The sequence below is a fragment of the Salinigranum rubrum genome, from assembly GCF_002906575.1.
GTDB classification, from domain to species: Archaea; Halobacteriota; Halobacteria; order Halobacteriales; family Haloferacaceae; genus Salinigranum; species Salinigranum rubrum.
Genome location: NZ_CP026309.1, coordinates 1661519 through 1685375, shown reverse-complemented (window position 1 = coordinate 1685375; position 23857 = coordinate 1661519). Strand labels below are relative to the sequence as shown.

Sequence of the window (23857 nt, the reverse complement as noted above, 5' to 3'; positions counted from 1 at the left end):
ACATGAGTGCATTCAGCGCAATCGGTGAGGAGACGGACAAAGACCAGAACGAGTTCACGCCCGGACTCGAACCCCAGCCCACGTGGTGTCCCGGTTGCGGCGACTTCGGCGTCCTGAAGGCGCTGAAGGGTGCGGCCGCGGAACTGGGGCTGAGCCCCGACGAGATGCTCCTCTGTACGGGCATCGGCTGCTCGGGGAAGCTCAACAGCTACTTCGAGAGCTACGGCTTCCACACCATCCACGGCCGCTCGCTGCCCATCGCCCGCGCCGCCAAACTCGCCAACCCCGGCCTGACCGTCGTCGCCGCGGGTGGCGACGGCGACGGCTACGGCATCGGCGGGAACCACTTCATGCACTCGGCCCGGGAGAACCACGACATGACGTACATCGTGTTCAACAACGAGATCTTCGGGCTGACGAAGGGGCAGACCTCGCCCACCTCGCCGAAGGGCCACAAGTCGAAGACCCAACCGCACGGTTCCGCGAAGGAGCCGCTTCGGCCGCTCTCGCTGTCGCTCACGTCGGGTGCGTCGTACATCGCCCGGACCGCCGCGGTGAACCCGAACCAGGCGAAGGAGATCATCGTCGAGGCCATCGAACACGACGGCTTCTCGCACATCGACTTCCTCACCCAGTGTCCGACCTGGAACAAGGACGCCCGGCAGTACGTCCCGTACATCGACATCCAGGACTCCGACGACTACGACTTCGACAACACCGACCGGCGTGAGGCGTCGGAGATGATGGCCGAGACCGAGGACGCCCTCCACGAGGGGACGGTCCTCACCGGCCGATACTACGTCGACTCCGAGCGCCCCTCCTACGGCCAGGAGAAGCGTACGATCGGCGAGATGCCCGAGGAACCCCTCGCGGAGCGCTACTTCGACGACGACTACGAGTGGGAGCGCTCCTACGACATGTTCCTCGACAAGCATCGCTGAGGTCACGTCGCGGTCCCCCGCAGTCTTCGGATTTCGTCCCCTCGCGCAGCGGTCTGTTACCCGTGAATCACCCGCCGACCGACGGGTGTTGTGACGGATCGAGAGTCGTTTACCGATTCGCAACATATTTTTCCAACGGAGAAAAAATCCACGGTATGGACGTTACTTCCACGGAGGGGCGGATACTTCGGGCGCTCGAAGAGGACGCGCAAGCGTCGTACGCCGACATCGCCGAGCGGGCGGAGGTCTCGAAGCCCACGGTGCGCAAGTACATCAAGAAGCTCGAAGAGGACGGCGTCATCGTGGGCTACTCCGCCGACGTCGACCCGAAGAAGCTCTCGGGCCAGTCGATCGCGATGGTGGGGATCGACGTCGCCTCCGAACGCTACGTCGAGGCGACGCGGGCGCTGAAGTCTCTCGACGCGGTCGAGTCGCTGTACACCTCGTCGGGCGACCACATGCTGATGGCGGAGGTCCGCGCCGCCGACGGCAACGCGCTCGGGGACATCATCGCCGAGGAGATCCTCTCCATCGACGGCGTCACCGCCGCACATCCCTCGTTCCTGCAGGAGCGGCTGAAGTAACTGTAATCGAGAGTCGCCGACCGCGCTCGAACCCGTCCGGACTCTACTTTCACTCCGCTTTGGGAACGCTCAGTAGCTTCGAGTCGCTACGTTCTCTCGATGTCCGACTCGGAGGCTCCGTTCACCGGTCCCCCCGTCGAAGAGGCCGACGCCCGCGTCGTTCTCCACGTCGACATGGACTGTTTCTACGCCTCCTGCGAGCGCCGGCGACACCCAGACCTCGCCGGTGAACCGGTGGTCGTCGGGATGGGGTTCGAACCCGGTGAGAGCCACGGCGCGGTGGCGACGGCGAGTTACGAGGCACGCGCGTTCGGCGTCGACAGCGCCCAGCCCATCTCGCAGGCGCTCGGCGCGCTCCCCCGGGTCGAGGAGGGCGGCGAGGGCCACTACCTGCCGGTCGACCTCGAGTACTACCGGGAGGTGGCCGACGAGGTGAAAGGGGTGCTTCACGACTGCGCCGACGTCGTCCGGGAGGTGAGCATCGACGAGGCGTATCTGGACGTGACGGAGCGGACGTCGTGGGCGCGCGTCGACGACACGGGCGACGGCGAGACCGACCGGACGCTCGCCGAGGGATACGCGCGGTACGTCAAACAGCGAATCGACCGGGAAGTGGGCGTACCGGCGAGCGTCGGTGTCGCGCCGAACATGTCCACGGCGAAGGTCGCCTCCGACCACGACAAGCCCGACGGACTCGTCGCCGTCCCGCCCGAGCGCGTGACGGCGTTTCTCGCTCCACTGCCCGTCGAGGAAATCCACGGCGTCGGCCCGGTTACGGCGCGCGAGCTCCGCGAGATTGGTGTCGAGACGGCCGGCGGCCTCGGCGAGGCGGACCCGACGGTCCTCCGCGAGCGGTTCGGCGAGCGCGGCGTGACGCTGCACCGCCGCGCGCGCGGCGACGACGACAGGGCCGTCGAGCCGACGGGTCGCCCGAAGAGCCTCTCGCGGGAGTCGGCGTTCACCGAGGCCACCGACGACCCCGAGCGCGTCCGGGAGAAGGTCCGCGCGCTCGCGGGCGACGTCGCCACGCGGGCGACCGACCGGGGCGCGACCTACCGAACTATCGGCGTGAAGGTGGTCCGTCCGCCGTTCGACGTGAACACGCGCGAACGCTCGTTGTCGGGGCCGGTCGACGACCCGGACCTCGTCGAACGGGTCGCGCTCGACCTCCTCGGCGAGTTCGCGGGGGAGCAGGTTCGAAAGGTCGGCGTGCGCGTCTCGAACCTCACGTTCGGGGCCGGCGAGCAGGTCAGACTCGACGGGTACGAAGCGGACGCGGAGTCAGAGGGAGACGGTGAACCGCGCGACGAGTCGTCCCGACGGCGACCACGGGCCGGACAGGTGTCGCTCACGGAGTTCGACGCCGACGAGGGAGGATGAACCGGCCGTCGGTGTCAGTCGCTCGTCTGACGTACCTCTTTGTGGGCGGGCGGCCACCTCTCTGCAAGACCGCATGACCGAACGGGAGACAATCACAGTTGCAGACGTAAGCGCCGGCCCGGCCGGTGACGGCACTGACCCGGGAACGACCGTCACGCTCCCGGCCGTCGAAATCCTCACGGGGAGGGGGTTCATCACGGGGAAGTCCGGGTCGGGCAAGTCGAACACGGCCTCGGTCGTCGTCGAGAAACTGCTCTCGGCGAACTTTCCGGTGCTCGTGGTCGACACCGACGGCGAGTACTACGGACTGAAAGAGCAGTTCGAGATCCTCCACGTCGGCGCGGACGAGGAGTGCGACATCCAGGTCAGCCCCGAACACGCCGAGAAGATCGCGTCCCTGGCCCTGGAACAGAACGTCCCCATCATCCTCGACGTCTCCGGCTACCTCGACGAGAGCGAGGCCAAGTCCCTCCTCCTCCAGACCACGCGACACCTGTTCGCGAAGGAGAAGAAGCTGAAGAAGCCGTTCCTGATGCTCGTCGAGGAGTGCCACGAGTACATTCCGGAGGGAGGGGGGATGGACGAGACGGGGAAGATGCTCATCAAGGTCGGCAAACGGGGACGGAAACACGGCCTCGGCATCGTCGGCATCTCCCAGCGGCCGGCGGACGTCAAGAAGGACTTCATCACCCAGTGTGACTGGCTCGTCTGGCACCGGCTCACCTGGCGGAACGACACCAAGGTCGTGAAGCGAATCCTCGGGAAGGAGTACTCCGAGGCCATCGAGGACATGGGCGACGGCGAGGGCTTTCTGGTCACCGACTGGTCGGAGTCGATTCGGAGGGTGCAGTTCCGACGGAAGACGACGTTCGACGCCGGCGCAACGCCTGGATTAGAAGACTTCGAGCGGCCCGACCTCAAGTCGGTGAGCGGCGACCTCGTCGACGAACTCCGGACGATCAGCGACGAGAAGGAACGCCGAGCGTCGGAGCTCGCTGACCTCAGACAGGAACTGGAGAAGAAGGAACACCGAATCGCGGAACTCGAACGCGAGTTGGAAGAAGCCCGCGACCTGCGGCGGTTCGCCGACCAGATGGCTCAGGCGATGTTCCAGAAGGCCGAAGCCCCGTATCGCGGGGGCGAAGGGAGGAACCTCAACCGCCCGGACGAGCGTCAGCGCGCGCTGAGAGAGTACGAAGAAGGCGAACCCGAGGCGGAGGCAGCTGCCGAGGCGACCGCCGCGGCCGACGGACAGCGACCCGATCAGGACGAGCAGGACGGGCGAGCCGAGGGAGCGGCCGACGCGAGCGAGGAGGCCGTGATCAACGCCGCGGCCAGCGCCGACCCCGACGCGGACGTCCCGTTCCCGCTCGCGACCGATCCGGAGATGACCGATGGAGAGGTGGACGCGACGAACGGCGAGTCGGTCGGAACGGCCGAACTCGTGTCGGTCACGTCTGCTGTCGACGACCCCGACACGTCGACGGAACGTTTCGACATCGCGTCGCCGCCGCTCCCCGACGGCGAAGTGGGGGTCGTCGCTCGCGACCTCAGAGAACAGCTCGCCGAGTTCGAGGCGGTGACCCGTCGGATGCTCGCCCACTACCGGTCGCAGGGCATCGCGGACCCGGTCACCGCACAGGTCGCCGCGGGCGGGCCGGGCGACCACAAGGTCGCGTACGCCAGAAACCGGACGCTACGGAAGGCCGGATTCGTCCGACACGCTGGCCGTGGGAAGTACGCGTACGCGCTTCCGGACCACGTGCGGACCGAGTACGCTCATCGGTTGCACCCAGACGCGTTCGACGAGGCGGTCGAGGCGGTCGAAGCCGTGTTCGTCGAGGACGGCCCCCGTCGTGACACGACCGAGGACGACTCGTCGGACAGCGTGGAGACCGTCGACGACGTGGAGACTGCCGCCGACTGAGACGACCAGAAGCCCATCGCTGTCGGAGCGGGGGCGCGCCGCGAACGGGAGAACGAAGGCGGGGAAGGGCGGGAAAGAATCGGGAGTCGCGTCTCGTCGTCGCTACAGGCCCGCGACGAGGTCCTTCAGCGCCGCACGCGGGTCCGCGGCCTTGGCGACGCCCGACGCGAGAAGGATACCCGTCGCGCCGAGGTCCTGCGCGGCGAGGACGTCGTCGCCGGTCGAGACACCGGCCCCGCAGTAGACGTCGACGCTCTCGTCGACGGCACCGGCAGCGTCGACGGCGTCGACGACGATGTCTGGGTCGGCGGTCGAGACCGACACGTCACCGCCGATGAGTTCCGGCGGTTCGACGGCGACCGAGTCCGGACCGAGCGCGGCGACGGCACCGATCTGCTCGGGGTTGTTGCCGCAGACGCACGTTTCGAGGCCGGCGCGCTCGGCCGCATCGAGCGAGGCGTCGATGTCGGCGAGCTTCAGACGGTTCTCGGAGTGGTTCAGGAGCGTCCCTTCCGCGCCGGCGTCTGCGACCGCCTCGGCGAGCGTGCTTCCCGTGTACGAGCCGTGGTCGTTCGGCGAGACGTGCTGGGCCCACGTCTCCACTCCCGTCTCGGCGACGCGTTCGATGTGTGCGGCCTGGGGAGAGACTGCGATCCGTACACCGGACTCCTCGGCGACGTCGCGGGCGGCCTCCGCGACCTCGACGGGGTCGCAGGGGTACGCCTTGAGGTTCACCAGAATGAACATGCAGGTGAGTCTTCACTCTGGCTCGGATAAATAGTTTCACGTCTCGGCCCGGAACCGCGGGTGAGGGAGTCGTCGACAGGGGCTGACAGCCGGGCACCGTCTCACGAGGTCCGTCGTCGCTGTGGCCCGGTCGTCGCCCGGAGGCGGCGACAGCCGGGACGACCGACAACAGGCCGCTTCACGCGGCGTCTGCCCGGACACCCGCTGCCCGCCGCGCGTCGGTCACTACGTCACGTGGCGGGATGGAGCCGGCATCGTACTTGAACGCCCGCATCGTGCCGACGGGACTGCTCGTCCGCCGCGCGCCGTTCGCGTCCCTCACGCGCTCGCCGTCACTCCCGCAACGCGTCCGCGACGGCCTCGACCGCTTCTATCGGCACGTCGTACTCCGTCGCGAGTTCTTCGGCGCGGTGGGCCGATAACCGGGGTTGCGGCGGGAGGTCGTCACGGGGCGAATCGGGTCGAGCGTCTCGTTCGAGACCTGAAGCGAGACGGCGTCCCACCGCGCGTAGTGTCCCATCGCGTCGAAGTACGCCTTCGTCGCCCGCCGCTCGTCGCGGTGGAAGTCCGCCGTGAGAAGCGCCTCCTCGCCGACGACGGGGCCGGCTTTGACGATACCCGCGGGATTGACGAGCATGCTCCCGCCGTTGCCGACACCGAATCCGAGTTCGTCGGGGTCGAACTGCTCGGGAATCTGGTCGTCCATGTACGCCGAGCAGGAGGCGACGAACGACTGCGTCTCGAAGGCGTACTCGCGGACGGCGGGGTAGATATCGCAGGTGTCTTTCGCGGCTTCCGAGTCGGCCCCGCTTTTGTCGCCCGGGTGGCCGTGTTGCTCCCAGAACCCGGGCCACGCCGCGGCGTGAATCTCCTCGCCCATCGCACACAGCGCCGCCTTCGACAGCGTCATGTGGTTCTCGTAGCAGATGAGCCCGCCCACCCGACCGACGTCGGTGTCGTGGGTCGCGAGGCTCGATGGATCGCCGCGGCCCCAGATGGTCCGCTCGTCGTGGGTCGGCATCAGTTTGCGGTGACGACGGACCAGGGTACCAGAACGGTCGAAGAAGAACAGCGAGTTGTACAGCGTCTCACTCCCGACCCGGTCGCTCCGTTCGTTCGTCCCGAGGACGAGGTGGAGGTCCGCGTCGTCGACGGCTTCGCCGATGAGTTCGACGGCGTCGCTGTCGACCGAAAGCGAGTGCTTCGAGAGGTCGACGACGAGGTCCGTCCAGCGGGAGATGGAGGTACTCCGCCGCCAGTACGGGTACCCCGGGAAGTACGTCTCGGGGAAGACGAGCAGGTCGACGTCCTCCCGACCGGCGCGTTCGATCCACTCGACGGTCCGGTCGAGCGTCCCCTCCTTGTCGTGGTACACGGGCGCGACCTGTGCGGCGCCGAGCGTGAACTCCTCGTTCGGGCTTCGTGCCATGGCTCACCGAGCAGAGGAGAGGAGAAAAGTCTTCGTCGCGGGCGATTCGGAACCCGTCCCGACGAGCGCGCTCAGTCCTTCCGCTTGACCACGTCACCGAGCGTGGTGGTCGTCGACGACCCGGAGGACCACTCGCTCTCGTCGTCGTCGTCGCTCGGGCCCTCCGTGAGCGACACGTCGAGTTTCCGTTCGAGCTTCTTGCGGACGTCGTCGCTCGGGAGGACGTCGCCGCGCTCGATTTTCCGGATGAGGCTGGTCTTCTCGTTGAGTTCGCCCGCGAGGTCCTGCTGGCTCAGCCCGCGGCTCTCACGGGCCTCTCGGACCCGCTGGTCGTAGTCGGTCGCGAGTTCCTCCATGTCGTCGAACATGTCGCGTCGCCGCCGTTTCGACGAGCCTCCCGAGGCGGAAGACGACGACGAGGAGGAGGACGACGACGACTTCCCCGACGAGGACGACGTCGAGTACTTCGTCGACCCCGAGGAGGACGACTCAGTGCGGACCTCGGTGCCGAAGTCCTTGCACTCGTCGCAGAGGTCCAGTTTGGCACCTTCGACCTTGACGGTGGTGAGCGACGACTTCGTGGCGCCGCACATCTCGCACTGGGGCATACCCCCATTAGCAGAGCCCGGTGTATAAAAGGTGCGCCAGAGACGTCGGCAGCGGTCCGTGTACCTCGCGTTCAGTACAGGGCGTGTGCGTGCGTCTCAGTGGGGGAATGTGGACTCGTCAGGGTGGGTGCGGTGACGGTCGGAATCATCGTGGGTGGAGTGACAGCCGCGACGACCGCACGACACCCGTGCAGTCTACCGCTTCCGTCGAGTGGCGACCCGTATCCAAACCTGCTCGGCACATCGGCGAACGCGACGACACACGGTCGATACGAGAACGAGAAGACGACGAAAACCACAACCCGAGCGAGTACACCGGATCACGTCAAGTCGGACCACGCACCCCAAAAGCGCTGCAGCGCCGTGAGGTGGCCGACGACGGCGAAGAAGGCGAGCAGCAGCCCCACGGCCGAGAGCCCCGAAACCAGCGGCCCCGGGAGGAAGACGGCGACGGCGGCGGTGAGTCCCATGAGCGCGAGGCGGTCCGCCCGACCCACGAGGCCGCCGTACGCCCGACCGAGACCCACCGCCTGAATCTGCGTCCCGAGATACGACGTCATGACGACGCCGGTGACGGCGGCGAACCCCAGGCCGTACCGTCCGACGCCGGCGGCGAGACCGGCGATGATGACGATGTCGGCGTACCTGTCGAGGACGTGGTCGAGGAAGTCCCCGGCGTCGCTCGCGACGCCCTGTTCGCGGGCGAGTGCGCCGTCGACGAGGTCGAGCCAGCCGTTGAGAAAGACACAGACCGCGCCGACGGCGTAGGTGAGCGAGGTCGCCAGGTAGAACGCGCCGCCCGCGAGGACGGCGACGCCGAAGGCGATGACGCTCACGCCGTTCGGGTCAGCCCCACGGCGTCGGCGGCGCTGACGAACGGCCCGAGCGCGCGGGCGGCGACCGGCCGGAGCCTGTCGAGCGTCATGGGTGGAGGTAGTCGGTGAAGTCGACCGTCCCCGCCGAGGGCTCGCGGTCGCCGTCGACGACCGCCTCGATTTCGGCCGCGACGTCCTCGGGCGTGCGCTCTGTCGTGTCTATCTCGTACACCCGCTCTTCTCCGTGCCGCTGAACCGATTCGGAGAGGACGACGTCGAGCGCCTCGCTCTCCGAATTTTCGGCCGCTTTGGCGTCGCTCTCGCCGCGCTCTCGCAGCCGCGATTCGAGCACGTCCGGGCGACACCGGAGGACGACGACGCGGTCGGCGTCGAGGAGGTGTGCGAGGTGTGATTCGAGGACGACCGTCTCCCCCGCTTCGACGTGGTCGTCGACCCACGCGGCGAGGGCGTCGACGTCGACGACGAGCGAGTCGCGGTCGGTGTCCTCCTCGGTCCAGAGGTCGTGTTCGCGGACGGCGTCGTTGAGGTGGAGTGTGGGGTAGGGAAGCCGCTCGGACGCCGTGGTCTTGCCCGTCCCGGGCGTCCCGGTCAGGGCGACCCTCACGCCTCCGTCACCTCATGAGCGACCCGGTTCAGTACCTCGACGGCGCGTTTCGTCTCCTCGCGGGTGCCGGTCGAGACGCGGATGCACGCGGGCAACCCGAACGAAGAGCAGTCGCGGACGATGACGCCCGCCCGCTGGCTCGCCTCGGAGACGGCGGTGGCGTCACCGACCTCCGCGAGGACGAAGTTGCCGGCGCTCTCCCAGGTGTGGGCGTCCAGGTTCTCGGTCAAGAACTCCCGGGCCCAGCGGGCGGTCTCGACGGTCTCTTCGAGGTGCGCGTCGTCGTCGAGCGCCGCGCGGGCGGCCCGGCAGGCGAGTTCGTTCGCCGCGAACGGCGTGTTCACGCGGGCGTACGTGTCGGCCCACTCGCGGGGACGAGCGCGTAGCCGATGCGGAGCCCCGCCAGGCCGTACGCCTTCGAGAACGTCCGGGTGACGGCGAGGTTCTCGAACGCTCCCAGCAGCGTCGCGGCGCTGTCGCGCTCGGCGTACTCGCCGTACGCCTCGTCGACGACGACGAGCGTGTGGTCGTCGACGGAGTCGAGGAGAGCAACGAGTTCGTCGTGGGCCATCTCGCTGCCGGTCGGGTTGTGCGGCGTCGTCACGTAGACGATCCGCTCGCCGTCGTACGCCTCCAGGACGCCGTCGGCGGTCTGGGCGAAGTCGTCCCCCTTCGAGAGCCGGTAGGAGGCGACCGTCCCGTGGTGGTAGCGGGCGGTCATCCCGTAGTAGGAGAAGCCGGGTTCGGGGACGAGAACGCGGTCGCCGGGGTCGAGCATGGCACGCGAGAGGTAGTCGAGCGAGCCGTCGGCGCCGGCGGAGACCCACACCTGCGTCGGGTCCACGCCCCACTCGGTCGCGAGCCGTTCGGTGAGATCGGTGTGTGAGGCCTTCGGGTAGACGTGGACCTGCGATGCGTACTCACGAAGCACCTCGACGGCTTTCGGACTCGGACCGTGAGGGTTCTCGTTCGAGGAGAGCTTCGTCAGCTCCGCGGGGTCCATGCCGAGGTCGCGGGCGACCTCCTCGACGCCCCGTCCAGGGACGTACGGGGAGTGCGCGGAGAGGTCCCGTGGTTGCATATAGGGGGAAAATGCGGTGCCCGGTCCTTAAGAATGCCCATGCGTCGTCCGGCGGTTCTCGCGTCGTTCTCACGGAGGAGAACGACCGTCGGTCGAGAGAGCGCTCGTCGGCATGAATATCCACCGGTACACACTAAGTGAGTGGATTTTGATATTTTTGGTGCCGGTCGGCACGAGGGGGGAGAACTAGGGACAACGACCGACACGACGGCAACCGCGACGGAGACGATAGCCGGAACTCGACCCGGGGTCACTGGCTGGAGGGGGACGTCCGGTCCGCCGTTCGACCGACCGGTCGGACCCGCTCACGTGCTGTCCCGGCCCTCGACGGCGAGCGACGTGCTGTCCCGCCCCACGACGGCGAACGACGCGCGCGCTCGTCGTATCCCCGGTGTCAGAGCGCTCAAGTCGGTCGGTGTTGTAGAGGGACCACCGACCGACTCGCGCGACACCGTCCGGAGTCGTCGGCGACGTCACAGCCATGATCGTAGAATTCGACATCGACACGGACGTCCTCTCACACGCGCTTCAGCGCACACCGGAGATGTCCGTCGTCGTCGACACGCTGGACGCATCGGACGCGATTCCACTGCGGAACCTCTTCTGGGCGTCGGGGGGCGATTTCGACCGGTTCGAGGCCGCGCTCGCGGAGGACCCGACCATCGCGACGTTCGAGTTGCTCGCCGAGGAGAACGACGCCCGCCTCTACCGCGTCCAGTACGCCGGGGGGGTCCCGGAGGTCGAAGCCTACCGGGCGCTGGTCGACCTCGACGGCGCCGTCCTTCACGCGGAGAACGACGGGCAGGGCTGGTTCGTCCGGATGCGCTTTCCGAACCGCGAGGCCATCGCCTCGTTTCGCGAACGCTGCTGGGAGGCCGACTTCGACATTCACATCCGCGCGGTGTACGACCGGGAGCAGGAAGCGCCCGAACACCGGTTCGGCCTCACCGCCGCCCAGTACGAGACGCTCCTCACCGCGCTGCGGAGCGGCTACTTCTCCATCCCGCGCGGAGCCTCGCTTCAGGACGTCGCGGACGAACTCGACATCTCGAGTCAGGCCGCCTCGGAACGACTCCGCCGCGGCATGAAGGGACTCGTCAACACGACGCTCGCCGACGCCCGGGACCGAAACCGCGCCGAGACGCTCGAAACCGACCGTTGAGCCGTCTTCCCGGCTGATCGGTCAGAGCCCCTCCGCGAGCGCCGCTGCGGCCCGGAGGGCGAGTGCCGCGATGGTGAGCGTCGGGTTCATCGCGCCGCCCGTGGGGAAGACGCTCGACCCGACGAGCCAGAGGTTCGAGAGGTCGTGTGTCCGAAGCGAAGGGTCGACGACGCTCTCCGCGGGGTCGGTCCCCATTCGCGTCGTCCCCATGTGGTGGAAGGCCGGCCCGGTGTTGTCGGGGCCGACGCGCCACTCGATGTCGACGCCGAGTTCGGAAAGGACCCGCTCCTGTAGCTCGTTCGCCCGTCGGAGCGCCGCCTTCGTCTCCGCGTCGAGCGACCACTGGACGTCGGGAACGGGGTTGCCGTGGTCGTCCCTGGTGCTCGGATCGAGCGTCACCCGGTTCTCGGCTCGTGGGAGTTGCTCGACGAGCGCGCCCATTCCGATCTGGGTGCCGTACACCTCCCGCACCTCGTCGCGGAGTTCGTCGCCCCACGCGTCCGAGGAGAGCGCCGCGCCCGCGACGGTCGGGCCGGCGTAGTTGAGAAACTCCAGCTTCAGGCCGTTCACGGGGTCGGTGTCGTCGTAGAACTGGTGAGACTCGCTGGTGTTGAAGCCGACGTGGTGCTGGCGGGTGTCGGCGTCGAGCCTGCCGCCCATCCCCGCGAACAGGTGGTCCATGAAGTACCGCCCGACGAGCCCCGAGGAGTTGGCGAGACCGTCCGGATACGTCTCCGAGTCGGAGAGCAGCAGGAGTCGCGGCGTCTCGACGCCGCCGGCGGCGACGACGAACCGACGGGCCTCCTGCTCGTACACCCCCTCGGGCGTGGCGTACACCGCGCGCTCGACTCGCTCCCCCGACGGGTCGTGTTCGAGTCGCTGCGCCGGCGCGCGGTCGATGACGCGCGCGCCCGCCTCGACGGCGCGGGTGACGTGGGTCTCGGCGGTGTACTTCGCCCCGGAGGGGCAGACGGGCTTGCAGGTCCCGTAGCCGACGCAGGCGCTTCGCCCCCCGTACGGCTCGGAGTTGCGCGCGTTCGGGACCGAGTGCATGTCGATGCCGAGTGTCTCACAGGCAGGGGCGAACAGCGAGTCGGAGTACGACGGTGGGAACGCGGGGAGGGGGAACGGCTCCTCGCGCGGCGGGGCGTAGGGGTTGTCGAGCGCGCCCGCGACGCCCAGTTCGCGCTCGGCCTCGCGGTAGCGAGGGCGGAGGTCCTCGTACGAGAAGGGCCAGTCGGCGCCGACGCCGTGTCGGGAGCGAAGCTCGAAGTCCCGCTCGTGTAAGCGCATCACCATCCCGTGCCAGTGCAGCGACGACCCGCCGACGCCCTTGACCCGCGCGGCGTTGAGCGGGTAGTGTTTCTCACCCGAGGAGGCGTACGCGTCGCGGGGGCCGCCCATCTCCCAGGGGTTGTCCATATCGGGCCGGAGATGCGTCTCCATCCGGCTCTCTCGGTTCCCGTCGAACCGCGGCCCGGCCTCCAAGATTACGACGTCGTGACCCGCCTCCGCGAGCCGACACGCCACGAGCGCGCCGGCCGGTCCCGACCCGACGACGCAGACGTCCGCCGGCGGCGACGGCGCTCTCCCCTCAGCCATCGTCGACCGCCCCCGGGCCGTGCTGGTACGATTCGAGTCCGCCGGGGTAGCCCGTCGGGTTCTCCGTCCCGACCAGTTCGCCCCCGGTCGGCGACGTGTAAAAGGCGTACAGCAGGTCGTTCACGACGAAGAAACGGAGCCTGTCCGAGACGTTCCCTGCGGGGTCGGGGTCGGCGACGTCGACGCCCAGGTCGCGGAGGAGGCGGTCGCGCGTCTCCGGAGCGAGCGTTGCGAACGCGGTGTCGTGCCAGTCGCGGGCGACGGCGTCGAGTTCTCTCGCCGCGGAGACGACGCCCGCGTAGTGGTCCGGGTCGGTCCGGCGACGCCCGGCGACGTACGTCTCGACGAACGCCCGGTGACCGTCGACGTCTGACGGATAGAGTACCTCCGCGGCCGCGACGAGAACCGAGAGAGCGTCCTCGTCCTCGCGTTCGTCCTCCCCGTCCACCGGACGACCGTCACCGGCGACCGGCGCGTCGTGCGTCCCGATAACGCCCAGAGCCGCACCCCCGCCTGCGGCACCGAGCCCTGCGAGGACGGCGAGCGCGTCGCGTCGGGACAGCCTCATCGCCCGGGTTTTGGTGAGCCTAAACTTAGGGGTTGTCATCCGCAGTCGGAGCGACGAGGCCGACTCGTTCGTCGGACGTGCGACGCGGCCGCGTCACCAGACGACCGTCCAGAGGTAGTCGCTGAGGACCGGCTCTCCGCCCAGGGTCCAGCCGGCGTCTCCGAGTGGCCGACAGCCGAGTCGGAGCCGTGGCGGTTCCAGGAGCGACATCGGTGGGTGTCGATCCGAGAGGAACCCGTGCGCGGCGAGCACCGACTCGGGGAAGGGAACGGCAACGCGGTAGGCGTCGACCGCCGGCGCGTCGCGGATAGCACGGCACAGGAGGGCCGAGAGCGCTCCTCGCCAGCGGTCGCCGCCGGCGAGCGGCGCGACGTGAACGACAGAGAGCCAATCCGTCCCGTGGTGCCGGCGTGGATGAACGGCGAGAGCCGCGACGACCTCGCCGCGCTCGCGGGCGACGTACGTCGCGAGTCGCGCGAACTCCGGGTTTCCGAGGACGTACCGGAGCGTCTCGGCGTCGAACGCTGGGAGACGGCCGCTGGACGGCCCGACGGCCGCGTGTGGAGGTCGACGAGGATGTCGACCGCCAGGCCGTCGGTTCGCGTCACCTCGACCCTGCAAGCATCGCGGTGGCGGCGGTCTCGGGCGACGACGTAGGCGTCGAGGGCGGCGCCCGGAAGGGGCGCGGCGAAGCGTCTCCGCGGTCCGAGCCGATGCGCGACGAACGCCGTTGCGTCCCGTACCCGGTAGTGTGTCTTCCGGGGCGGTCCGTACGTCCAGCCCAGTCTCTCGTTGGCCGCACGGGACTCGACGACCGAGGGAGCGACGACGAACGCCGCGGGGTGGTCGGCGTAGCATGCGAGGGCGTACTCCAACGCTGCCGTGTACAGCCCCCGGCGCCGGTGGTCGGGATGGACGACGACGTCACGGCTCAACAGCGCGAGGGCGGTCTCTTCACGCTCGTCGCTCCCACCGCGGATCGGGAGTGGACCGAACGGACACAGCCCGACCACCGTGTCGCCGGTTTCGACGACGACCACCGGGACGTGGTCGAGGTGCGGGACGGCCTCGTAGGTCGCGTCGAACCACTCCGCATCGAGACGGAGGTCGGTGACCGTCGCGTACACGTCGAGGAAACCGTCCCGGTCACCGTCCTCGTACGGTCGGACGACGTAGTCGACCCCCTTCCGTTCGAAGCGTTCGACCGGGCCTGTGAGCGACATGGTCTCCCGACGCGGGCGGGCGGCTTGGTTATGCGGCCCACCGCGCGTCGGCGCCGGAGCCGTCCCGTCGCGTGCGCGCACTCGCCCGTTGTTCGGCCTCGTCACCTCTCCCGCCTCTTCGCCCGTGAAGCGGGGGTGACGCGAGAGAGCGTGTCTATCGGCGCGTTAACGACCGTTCGAGAGTGCGGGTCACAGCATAACTAACACGACCGATAGCATCCGGAGGCGCACGGGGTACCCCCCCGAACATCACACATGACGTACGAGAAACCCACCCTCGAAACGTACGGCCGCGTCGAATCGCTCACACGGGTCAAGATCATCGGCAGCGAACCGTTCTAGGGGCTGTCGGCCGTCCGAAAACCTCCGCGAATCCTTCGGAGACAGAACACAGACCAGCGGACGGCCTCCGTGCTGGTCGAGACGTCCGCACGGCCGCCCACGAGTCCGTCGAGTGACTCGACCGGGACAACGGCTCCGTGGTGATTCCAGTCGGCGCGTTCGAGGTGGCCGTTCACGTCGCGGCGGGAAGCGTTACCCGCTGAGCGTCCAGAGCGGTTCGGCATCGAGCAACGACGCGCCGCCGAGCGACCAGTTCCCGTCGAGCGGGCGGATACCGAGTTTCAACCGCGGCGGTTCCAGGAGCGACATCGGCGGGTGGCGGTCGGAGAGGAACCCGTGCGAGGCGAGCACCGACTCCGGGAAGGGGATGGCGACGCGGTAGGCGTCGACGTCGGGGGCGTCGGCGATTGCGTGACCGAGGAGCGTCGACAGCGCCCCCTCCCAGCGGTCGCCGCCGGCGAGCGGCGCGACGTGGGCGACGGAGAGCCAGTTCGTCCCGTGGAACCGCCGGTGGCAGACGACGAGCGCGGCGACGACTTCGCCGTGCGCCCGGGCGACGTACGTCCGTGGCCGTGCGAACTCCGGGCTCCCGAGGAAGTACCGAAGCGTCGCCTCGTCGAAGACGGGGTGGACGCCGTCCGGACGGCCCGACGGCCGGTCGTGAAGGGAGGCGAGGGTATCGATGGTCACGCCGTCGGTGGCCGACACCTCGAACTCCTCGCCGGTGCGCCGGAGACGGTCGCGGGCGGCGACGTAGAGGTCGGTGGCGACACCCGGAAGCGGCGACGCGAACCGCTTGTCCCGGCCGAGTCGATGAGCGACGAACGCGGTCGTGTCCCGGGGCCGGTAGCGGGTCACCTGCCACGCGGCGTACTGCCACCCCATCTTCCGGTAGCCGGGGCGGGAGTTGGCGTTCGAGTGCGAGAAGACGAACGCGACGTCGCTGTCGGCGTACTGGTCGAGCGAGTACTCCGTCGAGGCGGTGAACAGACCTCGGCGGCGGTGGTCGGGGTGGACGATGGTGTCGCGGCTCAACAGCGCGAGCGCCGTCTCGTCCCCCCGCGGACGAGGAACGGGGTGTACGGACGGATGCCGACGAGCTCACCCTCGCGTTCGTCCTCGACGACGACCACCGGAACGTGGTCGAGGTGCGGCACGTTCCCGTAGAGCGCGTCGAACCACTCCGACCCGAGGTGGGTTCCGCTCGACGACGCGACCACGTCGAGAAATCCCTCCCGGTCGCCGTCCTCGTACGGCCGGACGACGTAGTCGACCCCTTTCCGCTCGAACCGCTCCACAGGACGTGCGAGAGACATGCGCTCTCGACGCGAGCGAGCGACTTGGTTATGCGCTCACAGAACGAGCAGTCATCCACATCGCGTGTCGCTCCGTCGTCGCGTCGGATTAACGGACCATTGTGAAACGGAAACGGGGCCGAACGTGTCCGTGCCAACGCATAACTAATCAAATGGATATTATACGACCCACTCACGGGGAACCTCCCCGACAACAGATGACCTACGAGAAACCCACCCTCGAAACGTACGGTCGCGTCGAATCGCTCACCCAGCTAGAGAAGTACAGCGAACCGCTGTAAGGGGACCGAACGACGACCTACCGCCGCGATTTGGTTTTCGTGTGAGCACCTGCGGGGGCGACACACGGCTGCCTCCGACGGTCACGAGCGGGTCCCGAGCGACGGAACGACCCTGACTGGTTCCTGAGTCGTTACGACGGGTATTCACGAACACGGGAGACTCACGGGGTAAAACAGGATTAAGACCGTCGTCTCGGCCAGTGTCGACGCATAACTAACCCGTTCACCGGACTCTGGAGCAACCACGGGGATTCCCCCGACAACAGATGACCTACGAGAAACCCACCCTCGAAACGTACGGTCGCGTCGAATCGCTCACCCAGGGAGGAGACTACAACGGGAGCGAACCGACCTACTTCTAGGGACGGCACCGATACCTTTCAGGATCCGAATACGTTCTGGTGGACAGCCGCCGGTTCGGAAGCCGTCCCCGGCCGCCGGCGTAACCGACGCGGTAACGCAACGACGGAACTGATAGTCCGACTCGCGGTCCAACCAACGCATAACTATCTCGATGGGTCCCGTCCGGAACCAACACGGGAACTGCCGCCGGAACGGACGTTCTCGCCTGAAAATGACCTACGAAAAACCCACCCTCGAAACGTACGGACACGTCGAATCGCTCACCCAGGTATACGACAACGGAAGCTACCCGGTCAAAGTCGAATAGCGGCGGCGGTCGGTCACCGCTCTATCTTCGATATTTCGAACGATTCACCGCTCTTCTCCGCCCAGCACGTCACCGACCACGAGGATCACGAAAAACTCGACACCAGCGCCGCGACCACCACGGCTCCGCCACCGTCGAATCGGCGTTCGTCACTGGGCCGGGACGGCGGTTCTGCCACTGCCGTGACCGGGGCAGTGAACGTGACGGTCGACAGTCCTCACCGAACCGACGCACGACCAACGCCGCAGGTGGCGACCGGAGAAGGGACGCGGACCGCCACCGATGCGGGCGTTCCCGACTGCGGCTGTCCTCCGCGCAACCCACCGTCGAAACGGACGGCCGCGTCGAACCGCTCGCCCGGGAATCGTACAACGGAAGCACACCGCTCAAAGAGCCCGAACAACGACGACAACGCCGCTCGGCTACGTTTCGCGGGACACCCCCCGCGGCGAGTCCACACCATCGCGACCACGGACCACGGTGACTCTGGTCGCGAACGAGCCCGATTAGTTCGAGAGTACTGGTCCACGTCAACACATAACTATGGTGTTCCCTCGTCTCCAGACTCGTCACGGGGACTCCCCCCGGCAACTGATGACCTACGAGCAACCCACCCTCGAAACGTACGGCCGCATCGAATCACTCACTCAGGAAGCGACCGGGAGCGAACCAGTCTACGACATCACATAGAACCGACACCTCACCTTCCCTGAAACACATCACACCTCTGTTCGGCGCGGAGGGTTCGCGTTTTCCCATCTCGTGTTCGCGTTCGATGTCACGGGGCGGACTGTGCCACGACATAACTAACGGGATCACCCGTCTTCAGAGGCGTCACGGGGGCTCGTCCCCGGCAACTGCGGACCTGCGAGCAACCCACCCTCGAAACGTACGGGCACGTCGAATCACTCACCCAAGGAGGCGACAACGGCAGCACACCGTTGAAGCGGCGATAGCGACGGAAGTCGCGTCGGTTTTCATCGTTTCGACGGACGAATCACACACATCAGTCGCGCGCAGTCGACGACCACCGACGCGGCAATCGTCGTGGACGCAGACGCTGTCGTCTCTGTTCTGTGTGTACGCGCGGCGTGACCTGCGTCCGACACCGCAGACCTGCCGGACGTCGTTCGGTTCGCGATTCGTCGGTTTAATCCGCCCATTCGCTCCCTGCGAGCACGCTAACTCGCCCCGTGTCGAATCATAACTAACTCGATACGTTCCGTTCGCGGCTGATACGGGGACTCCCCCCGAACACAGATGGAGTACGAGCAACCAACCCTCGAAACGTACGGCCGCATCGAATCACTCACACAGGGCGAGTACTACGGGAGTGAACCGACGTACTAGCGTCAGACGATCACTTCCTTCCCCTCGTTTTCAGCGAACGCGAACGTGCCGTGAGGTGTCGAGAGACGTGCACCCTCGAAGAGCGGTCGTCACGGCGTCCTCCGAACGACCATCGGCTCTCGCAACTGGTGTTAACGACTCGCCAAGACCGGTAATGCGACCTATACTTACCACCGTGTCCGTCCCTTGAGTGGGCATGACAGCCAGCGGCTCCCCCTCTCGGTACACGGCGTTCGGCCTCAGCGTCGCTTCGGCGCTCCCGCTGCCAGAACTCCCGCCCGGGCCGTCCGACACGGAACCGGACGTGACCGTCGAACTCGGGACGGTGCCGGGCGAACTCGGAGAGGACGGGAGACCGCGACTCGTCTTCGACGACCCCAGGGAGTTCACGCTCGTCTACCCCGCCTGTCGGGTCCGCGTCAGCGACGGCGTCTCCATCGTCGTCGACCCCGCCGAGGGAGCCAGAGAGCGGGACGTCCGTTGGATCGTCCTCGGTTCGGCGTTCAACTTCCTGCTCCACCAGCGGGGGCACCTCGTCCTCCACGGAAGTACCGTCGGCGTCGACGGCGTCGCCGTCGCGTTCGTCGGGGCCTCGGGCGCGGGCAAGTCGACGCTGGCCGCGGCGTTCGTCGACGCCGGCCACCGCGCCCTCGCCGACGACATCGTCGCGGTCCGGGTGACGGAGACGGGGCCGCTCGTCCGCCCGGGGTTCGCGTCGCTGAAACTCGACGACGACGCCGCGGCATATCTCGCTGACGGCCTCGCGCCCGTCGCGGACGGCGGGACGGCGGCTCACACCGAGCAGCGACCGACGAACACGGAGCGGTTCTACCGGGCGAGAGACGGAGACAGCGCCGAACTCCCGCTGGGGGCGGTCTACCGCGTGCTCGACGGCGACGAACTATCCATCACGCCGCTACCGCCCGCGGCGGCGGCCATCGAACTCGCGCGCAACGCCTACACCATCGGGACGCACGGTCGCCGCGAAGAGGCGTCGCTCGCCCTGGACCGGTCAGTGGCCGTCGCAAGCGCTGTCCCCGTCGCTCGACTCGAACGCCCTCGCGAGTTCGAATCGCTCGGAGACGTGGTCCGGGCCGTCGAGGACGAACTGGGCCGGGAGCGCGGACAGTGACCCGATCCGACCCGGGAGTCGTCGACGCGGCGGCGACGCGGTCCGACGCCCCCGCGACTGCGATGTCGACCCCCGCAGCGACCGACGGAACCGACATCCCGGACGCCCACGGACGCGCCGCCGTCGACCTCGTCCGGTGTCTGGCGCGTCCGACACCGAGCGGCGACGAGCGAGCGGACGCGGTGGCGCTCGCACGCGAGTCCGACCCGAAGGAGGTGCTCGCCGCGGCGTCCGCCCTCGGCGTCGGGCCGCTCGTTTGCACCCACGTCGAGAACGGGGGCGAAGCGTTCCCCGCTGCGCTTCGAGACCAGACGGGGGAGTACCGCCGGCGGATGATGGCGCGGAGCCTCCACCTCCTCACCGCGCTGCACGCGATACTCGACGCGTTCGGGGCCAGCGGCGTCCGCGCACTCGCCTACAAGGGGCCGGTCCTGGCGACGGTCGCCTACGGCGACGTCGGCGGCCGCGCCTTCTCCGACCTGGACCTGTTCGTGCCGCGGGAGGACCTGCCGGCCGCGGCGACAGCGCTCGCCGACCTCGGCTTCGCACTCGACCCCGAGGACCCAACCCGGTTCTCGCCCGCCGACGTCGCCCGCGGCGGCCACGTCGTCAGACCGCCTGCGGAGTTCCGCTTTGTGAGACACGACGGCGTCGTGGTCGAACTCCGCTGGCGACTCGGCTCCCGCGTCCGCCCGTTCCCGCTCACGTTCGACGACTGCTGGAATCGCCGGGTCGACGTCGTCGTCGGGGGGCGGTCCGTCCCCACGTTCGGTCACGAGGACCGCTTGCTGGTGCTGGCCCGCCACGGGGCCAAACACCACTGGAACCGCCTCGGCTGGGCCGTCGACGTCGCCGCCCTGCTGACCCGCGTCGACGTGGACTGGCCGGTCGTCGAAGCTCGCGCGGACGCGCTGGGTGCTCGGCGCGTCCTCGCGGCCTGCGTCCTGCTCGCGGCCGAGACGGCCGACGCCCCGGTCCCCCCGCTCGTGCTCGCGCGGGCGCGGGCCGACCCGAGGGTCCGAACCGTCGTCGCCGACGCGGTGACCGACTACGACACCGAGCCCCTGACGGCCGCCTTCGGCGTCGACGGCCCCCGTGCCCGCATCGTCGACGCCCTCCTCTGTGACTCGCGCCGTGCGTGGCTGCTGTACCGGCTCCGTCTCGGCTTCGAGCCCCAGGAGGTCGACGCCGAGACCGTTCCGCTCCCGCGTGCGCTGCACCGTCTCTACCACGTCGTCCGACCCCTGCGGCTCGCCAGCGCGCTCTGGCGGCCGGATACGGAAGGACGTGAGAGGCGGTGAGTGCGAGCCAGCGTCGGCGCGAACGGCTCGACGCGCTGGCGACCGTCGCCCGCTACGACCCGGTACGGTTCGTCGCCGTCGTCGTCCTCAGCCTCCTGACCGCGGTGTTCGAGGGGCTGGGGCTGAGCTTCCTCCTCCCGGTGGTCGAGCGCGCCACCGCCGAGAGCCTCGCGACGCCCGCGACGGACGGCGCGGTCGGGCTGTTCGCCGACGCGTACGCCGCCGTCGGCGTCCCGTTCACACTCGGCACCGTCCTCGCCGGCGCGGGGGTCGCCGTCGGCCTCCGGTTCGGAACGGCCATCCTCGTCCGCTACCTCCGGGTGCGACTCGTCACCGACTACGTCCGCGACCTGAAGACCGACGTCTTCGAGGCCGTCCTCGACGCCGACCTCGCGTATCTCGACGACCGGGGCTCCGACGACCTCCTGAACACGCTCGTCACGCAGTCGAGCTACCCGGCCCGCGTGCTGGGGAGCGTCCTGAAGACCGTCGAGCAGACGCTGCTGGCGGCGGTGTACGTCTCCCTCGCGCTCGTGGTCGAGCCGATTTTGACGCTCGTGGCGTTCGTCGTTCTCGGCGGCGTCACGCTGGGGATTCGGTCGGCTGTCGGCGCCGCCTACGACGTCGGGGGCCGAATCGCGGACGCCAACCGGTCGATGCAGTCGCACGCGCAGTCGGGCGTTCAGGGGCTCCGCGAGGTCCGTCTGTTCGGCCTCGAACCGACCGTCGCCGACCGGTACGCCGAGGCGGTCGACGACTACGCCGACGCGACCGTCGGCCTCGCGGTGCGGCAGGCGCTGGTGACGAATCTCCACAAGTTCGCGGCCGCCGTCGTGGTCATCGGGCTGATGTACGCCGCGCTCGTCTGGTCCGCGCTCTCTTTGGGCGCGGTCGGGCTGTTCTTCTTCACGATGCTCAGGCTCGCGCCGACGGTGTCGTCCATCCACGGCGGGGTCTACTACATCGACGGCGAACTCCCGCACCTGGTCGACACGCTCCGCGACCTGCACGAACTGCGCGAGCGCCCCGCCGTCACGGGCGGGGACGCGCCCGTCCCCGAGCCGGTGACCTCGGTTGCACTCGACCGCGTCACCTTCCGGTACGGCGACGACGAGAGCGGGCTGACGGACGCGACGCTCCACGCGAGGCGGGGCGAGTTCGTCGCCGTCGTCGGCGAGTCCGGCGCGGGCAAGTCGACGGTCGTCTCGCTCCTCGCGCGACTGTACGACCCCGACGCGGGCGCGGTCCGTGTCGACGGCGTCGACCTCCGGACGGTCGACGCCCCCGCGTGGCGCGAGCGCGTCGCCGTCGTCAGACAGAACCCGTACGTCTTCGACGACACGCTCCGGAACAACGTCCTCGTCGGGCGGCCGGACGCGGACGACGCGGCCGTCGAGCGGGCCTGTCGAGCCGCGGGCGTCGACGCGTTCGCCCGCGCGCTCCCGGCGGGGTACGACACCCGCCTCGGCGAGGACGCGGTCCGCCTCTCGGGGGGGCAGCGCCAGCGCGTCGCCATCGCGCGGGCGCTGCTCCGGTCGCCCGCGGTACTCTTGCTCGACGAGGCGACGAGCAACCTCGACGCGACGACCGAACGGGAGGTGCTCGCGGCCGTTCGCGAGGCGTCGGCCGACGCCGTCGTCGTCGCCGTCACCCACCGACTCGCGAGCGTCGCCGACGCCGACCGCATCTACACCGTCGCCGAGGGCCGCGTCGTCGAATCCGGCCGACACGCGGACCTGGTGCGCGCGGGCGGCCCCTACGCCGACCTCTTCTCCGCGCGCGAACTGGCGGTGCGTCCCGACGGCGGGGGTGGCGAGGACGGCGGCGATGTCACGAACGACGGTTCTCGAGGGGACGCCCCGTAGTCGTCCGAGCGCCCCTTAGGAGCCGTCTAACCCGTCGAGCCGGACGATAACTATGTCTCATGGTCGCGTCTCGGAGACCATGACAGCACTCGATGCGGACACGACGGTGGTCGCGACGTCCGACTCGGTCTCGGCGGACGTCGGCGGGGAGCGCGTCCTCCTGAACGTCGCCGCGGGAACGTACCACGGGATGAACGCGGTCGGGTCGCGGGTGTTCGACCTCGTCGACGAGCCACGGCCCGTCCGGGCGGTCGTCGAATCGGTCCGCGAGGAGTTCGACGTCGACGCCGCGACGGCCGACGACGACGTCCGCGCGTTCCTCTCGGAGTTGGTCGAGGCGGGACTGGTCGCCGTCGTCGACCCGGCGTGAGACGCCGGTGTCCAGCGTCGCGGTGTCCAGAGTAGCTCGGTTCCGCGCGTTCCCGCCGAGCGACCGGGTCGCGCTCGTCCAAGCGGCGGCGTTGCTCGTTCTCTCCCGGGCGCTCCTCGTCACCCGCCGGGTCTCGGTGCGCCGCGTCGCCGCGACGGTCGACCGCGTCTGCTCGTGGCTTCCGGTCCCCTCGACGGAGGCGCCGACGGTCGACCGACTCGTCTGGGCGGTCGACGTCGCGAGTCGGACCGTCCCGGTCGAGACGACCTGTCTCCCCCGCGCACTGACCGGCAGCGCGTTGCTCGCGCGGTACGGCTACGCCTCGACGCTTCGGATCGGCGTCCGCCGGGAGGGTGGTGAGTTCGCGGCGCACGCGTGGGTCGAACGCGACGGGCGGGTCGTCCTCGGCGACCTCCCGGACCTCGAAATGTTCGTCCCGCTCCCGCTCGACGAACTCCCGGGGGCGTGGTCGGACGACCGGGGCGCGAACCGGTCGCGTTAGGAGGCGGTGAGGACCGGAAGTCACTGCATAGCAATG

Annotated in this window: 22 protein-coding genes and 2 pseudogenes; 12 read left to right on the top strand and 12 right to left on the bottom strand. The window is 68.7% G+C overall.

Annotated features, from left to right (window positions below; all coding sequences use genetic code 11):
- The first annotated feature begins 2 nt into the window (after positions 1-2).
- The 4 genes from C2R22_RS08315 (at position 3) to C2R22_RS08300 (ending at position 4832) form a co-directional block, all read left to right on the top strand.
- Entirely contained in the window at positions 3-941 is a 939-nt protein-coding gene (locus C2R22_RS08315; RefSeq protein ID WP_103425343.1) for a thiamine pyrophosphate-dependent enzyme, read from the top strand.
- 155 nt (positions 942-1096) lie between these two features.
- A complete protein-coding gene (gene lrpA1 / locus C2R22_RS08310) occupies positions 1097-1525 on the top strand; it encodes an HTH-type transcriptional regulator LrpA1 (protein WP_103425342.1) in 429 nt (142 codons plus the stop codon).
- Between the two features lie 99 nt (positions 1526-1624).
- The gene (gene dinB / locus C2R22_RS08305) at positions 1625-2905 is read left to right on the top strand and encodes a DNA polymerase IV (RefSeq protein ID WP_103425341.1); all 1281 of its coding nucleotides are present in this window, start codon (positions 1625-1627) and stop codon (positions 2903-2905) included.
- A 73-nt stretch (positions 2906-2978) separates the two neighbouring features.
- Entirely contained in the window at positions 2979-4832 is a 1854-nt protein-coding gene (locus tag C2R22_RS08300; protein ID WP_103425340.1) for an ATP-binding protein, read from the top strand.
- Between the two features lie 102 nt (positions 4833-4934).
- Here the strand turns inward: C2R22_RS08300 and tpiA are convergent, their stop codons facing one another.
- From tpiA to hisC, 7 genes and pseudogenes are all read right to left on the bottom strand, one after another.
- The gene (tpiA, locus tag C2R22_RS08295) at positions 4935-5579 is read right to left on the bottom strand and encodes a triose-phosphate isomerase (RefSeq protein WP_103425339.1); all 645 of its coding nucleotides are present in this window, start codon (positions 5577-5579) and stop codon (positions 4935-4937) included.
- A gap of 178 nt (positions 5580-5757) precedes the next feature.
- Complete coding sequence (locus C2R22_RS24965; protein ID WP_162562423.1) at positions 5758-5901, bottom strand: hypothetical protein; 144 nt, start codon at positions 5899-5901, stop codon at positions 5758-5760.
- 48 nt (positions 5902-5949) lie between these two features.
- The gene (locus C2R22_RS08290) at positions 5950-7008 is read right to left on the bottom strand and encodes a carbon-nitrogen hydrolase family protein (protein WP_216824811.1); all 1059 of its coding nucleotides are present in this window, start codon (positions 7006-7008) and stop codon (positions 5950-5952) included.
- 71 nt (positions 7009-7079) lie between these two features.
- The gene (locus C2R22_RS08285; RefSeq protein WP_103425338.1) at positions 7080-7616 is read right to left on the bottom strand and encodes a multiprotein bridging factor aMBF1; all 537 of its coding nucleotides are present in this window, start codon (positions 7614-7616) and stop codon (positions 7080-7082) included.
- 320 nt (positions 7617-7936) lie between these two features.
- A pseudogene (locus C2R22_RS08280) lies at positions 7937-8541 on the bottom strand (CDP-alcohol phosphatidyltransferase family protein).
- On the bottom strand, positions 8538-9056 hold the full coding sequence (locus tag C2R22_RS08275) for an adenylate kinase family protein (protein ID WP_103425337.1): 519 nt from the start codon (positions 9054-9056) through the stop codon (positions 8538-8540). Before C2R22_RS08275 ends, C2R22_RS08280 begins: the two are co-directional and overlap by 4 nt.
- Positions 9053-10137 (bottom strand): annotated as a pseudogene (gene hisC, locus C2R22_RS08270) (histidinol-phosphate transaminase). The gene C2R22_RS08275 and the pseudogene hisC overlap by 4 nt, the downstream one beginning before the upstream one ends.
- A 481-nt stretch (positions 10138-10618) precedes the next feature.
- On the opposite strand from hisC, the gene C2R22_RS08265 reads away from it, so the two are divergent.
- On the top strand, positions 10619-11299 hold the full coding sequence (locus C2R22_RS08265; protein WP_103425336.1) for a helix-turn-helix domain-containing protein: 681 nt from the start codon (positions 10619-10621) through the stop codon (positions 11297-11299).
- A gap of 21 nt (positions 11300-11320) precedes the next feature.
- On the opposite strand, the gene C2R22_RS08260 is transcribed toward C2R22_RS08265, so the two are convergent.
- The 5 genes from C2R22_RS08260 to C2R22_RS08235 form a co-directional block, all read right to left on the bottom strand.
- Positions 11321-12901, bottom strand: a complete 1581-nt coding sequence (locus tag C2R22_RS08260) for a GMC family oxidoreductase (RefSeq protein ID WP_103425335.1) — start codon at positions 12899-12901, stop codon at positions 11321-11323.
- Entirely contained in the window at positions 12894-13469 is a 576-nt protein-coding gene (locus tag C2R22_RS08255) for a gluconate 2-dehydrogenase subunit 3 family protein (protein ID WP_103425334.1), read from the bottom strand. Before C2R22_RS08255 ends, C2R22_RS08260 begins: the two co-directional genes overlap by 8 nt.
- Before the next feature lie 35 nt (positions 13470-13504).
- Positions 13505-14692: a GNAT family N-acetyltransferase gene (locus C2R22_RS08250; RefSeq protein WP_103425333.1), complete on the bottom strand. Its 1188-nt coding sequence runs from the start codon at positions 14690-14692 to the stop codon at positions 13505-13507.
- A gap of 534 nt (positions 14693-15226) precedes the next feature.
- Positions 15227-16069, bottom strand: coding sequence for a GNAT family N-acetyltransferase (locus C2R22_RS08240; protein WP_103425331.1), 843 nt, complete (start codon positions 16067-16069; stop codon positions 15227-15229).
- The gene (locus C2R22_RS08235) at positions 16066-16350 is read right to left on the bottom strand and encodes a hypothetical protein (protein ID WP_162562422.1); all 285 of its coding nucleotides are present in this window, start codon (positions 16348-16350) and stop codon (positions 16066-16068) included. Before C2R22_RS08235 ends, C2R22_RS08240 begins: the two co-directional genes overlap by 4 nt.
- 547 nt (positions 16351-16897) lie before the next feature.
- Between C2R22_RS08235 and C2R22_RS24675 the strand changes: the two genes are divergently transcribed.
- The 7 genes from C2R22_RS24675 (at position 16898) to C2R22_RS08210 (ending at position 23821) form a co-directional block, all read left to right on the top strand.
- The gene (locus C2R22_RS24675) at positions 16898-16993 is read left to right on the top strand and encodes a lasso RiPP family leader peptide-containing protein (RefSeq protein WP_109745693.1); all 96 of its coding nucleotides are present in this window, start codon (positions 16898-16900) and stop codon (positions 16991-16993) included.
- A 212-nt stretch (positions 16994-17205) separates the two neighbouring features.
- A complete protein-coding gene (locus C2R22_RS25845) occupies positions 17206-17301 on the top strand; it encodes a lasso RiPP family leader peptide-containing protein (protein ID WP_216824810.1) in 96 nt (31 codons plus the stop codon).
- Positions 17302-18847: 1546 nt separating this feature from the next.
- Positions 18848-19783, top strand: coding sequence for an HPr kinase/phosphorylase (locus C2R22_RS08230; protein WP_103425329.1), 936 nt, complete (start codon positions 18848-18850; stop codon positions 19781-19783).
- Positions 19780-21084: a nucleotidyltransferase domain-containing protein gene (locus C2R22_RS08225; RefSeq protein ID WP_103425328.1), complete on the top strand. Its 1305-nt coding sequence runs from the start codon at positions 19780-19782 to the stop codon at positions 21082-21084. The genes C2R22_RS08230 and C2R22_RS08225 overlap by 4 nt, the downstream gene beginning before the upstream one ends.
- Positions 21081-22949: an ABC transporter ATP-binding protein gene (locus C2R22_RS08220; RefSeq protein ID WP_245902943.1), complete on the top strand. Its 1869-nt coding sequence runs from the start codon at positions 21081-21083 to the stop codon at positions 22947-22949. Before C2R22_RS08225 ends, C2R22_RS08220 begins: the two co-directional genes overlap by 4 nt.
- Before the next feature lie 79 nt (positions 22950-23028).
- Complete coding sequence (locus tag C2R22_RS08215) at positions 23029-23319, top strand: PqqD family protein (RefSeq protein ID WP_103425327.1); 291 nt, start codon at positions 23029-23031, stop codon at positions 23317-23319.
- A 22-nt stretch (positions 23320-23341) separates the two neighbouring features.
- A complete protein-coding gene (locus tag C2R22_RS08210) occupies positions 23342-23821 on the top strand; it encodes a lasso peptide biosynthesis B2 protein (protein ID WP_162562421.1) in 480 nt (159 codons plus the stop codon).
- Positions 23822-23857 lie beyond the last annotated feature (36 nt).

Coding starts and splice junctions, on each gene's coding strand:
- C2R22_RS08260 (WP_103425335.1), bottom strand. CDS start 12,901: ATGGCTGAGGGGAGAGCGCCGTCGCCGCCGGCGGACGTCTGCGTCGTC.
- C2R22_RS08285 (WP_103425338.1), bottom strand. CDS start 7,616: ATGCCCCAGTGCGAGATGTGCGGCGCCACGAAGTCGTCGCTCACCACC.
- dinB (WP_103425341.1), top strand. CDS start 1,625: ATGTCCGACTCGGAGGCTCCGTTCACCGGTCCCCCCGTCGAAGAGGCC.
- C2R22_RS08290 (WP_216824811.1), bottom strand. CDS start 7,008: ATGGCACGAAGCCCGAACGAGGAGTTCACGCTCGGCGCCGCACAGGTC.
- lrpA1 (WP_103425342.1), top strand. CDS start 1,097: ATGGACGTTACTTCCACGGAGGGGCGGATACTTCGGGCGCTCGAAGAG.
- C2R22_RS08250 (WP_103425333.1), bottom strand. CDS start 14,692: ATGTCGCTCACAGGCCCGGTCGAACGCTTCGAACGGAAGGGGGTCGAC.
- C2R22_RS08235 (WP_162562422.1), bottom strand. CDS start 16,350: ATGTCTCTCGCACGTCCTGTGGAGCGGTTCGAGCGGAAAGGGGTCGAC.
- C2R22_RS08215 (WP_103425327.1), top strand. CDS start 23,029: ATGACAGCACTCGATGCGGACACGACGGTGGTCGCGACGTCCGACTCG.
- C2R22_RS24675 (WP_109745693.1), top strand. CDS start 16,898: ATGACCTACGAGAAACCCACCCTCGAAACGTACGGTCGCGTCGAATCG.
- C2R22_RS08255 (WP_103425334.1), bottom strand. CDS start 13,469: ATGAGGCTGTCCCGACGCGACGCGCTCGCCGTCCTCGCAGGGCTCGGT.
- C2R22_RS08300 (WP_103425340.1), top strand. CDS start 2,979: ATGACCGAACGGGAGACAATCACAGTTGCAGACGTAAGCGCCGGCCCG.
- C2R22_RS25845 (WP_216824810.1), top strand. CDS start 17,206: ATGACCTACGAAAAACCCACCCTCGAAACGTACGGACACGTCGAATCG.
- C2R22_RS08315 (WP_103425343.1), top strand. CDS start 3: ATGAGTGCATTCAGCGCAATCGGTGAGGAGACGGACAAAGACCAGAAC.
- C2R22_RS08265 (WP_103425336.1), top strand. CDS start 10,619: ATGATCGTAGAATTCGACATCGACACGGACGTCCTCTCACACGCGCTT.
- tpiA (WP_103425339.1), bottom strand. CDS start 5,579: ATGTTCATTCTGGTGAACCTCAAGGCGTACCCCTGCGACCCCGTCGAG.
- C2R22_RS08230 (WP_103425329.1), top strand. CDS start 18,848: ATGACAGCCAGCGGCTCCCCCTCTCGGTACACGGCGTTCGGCCTCAGC.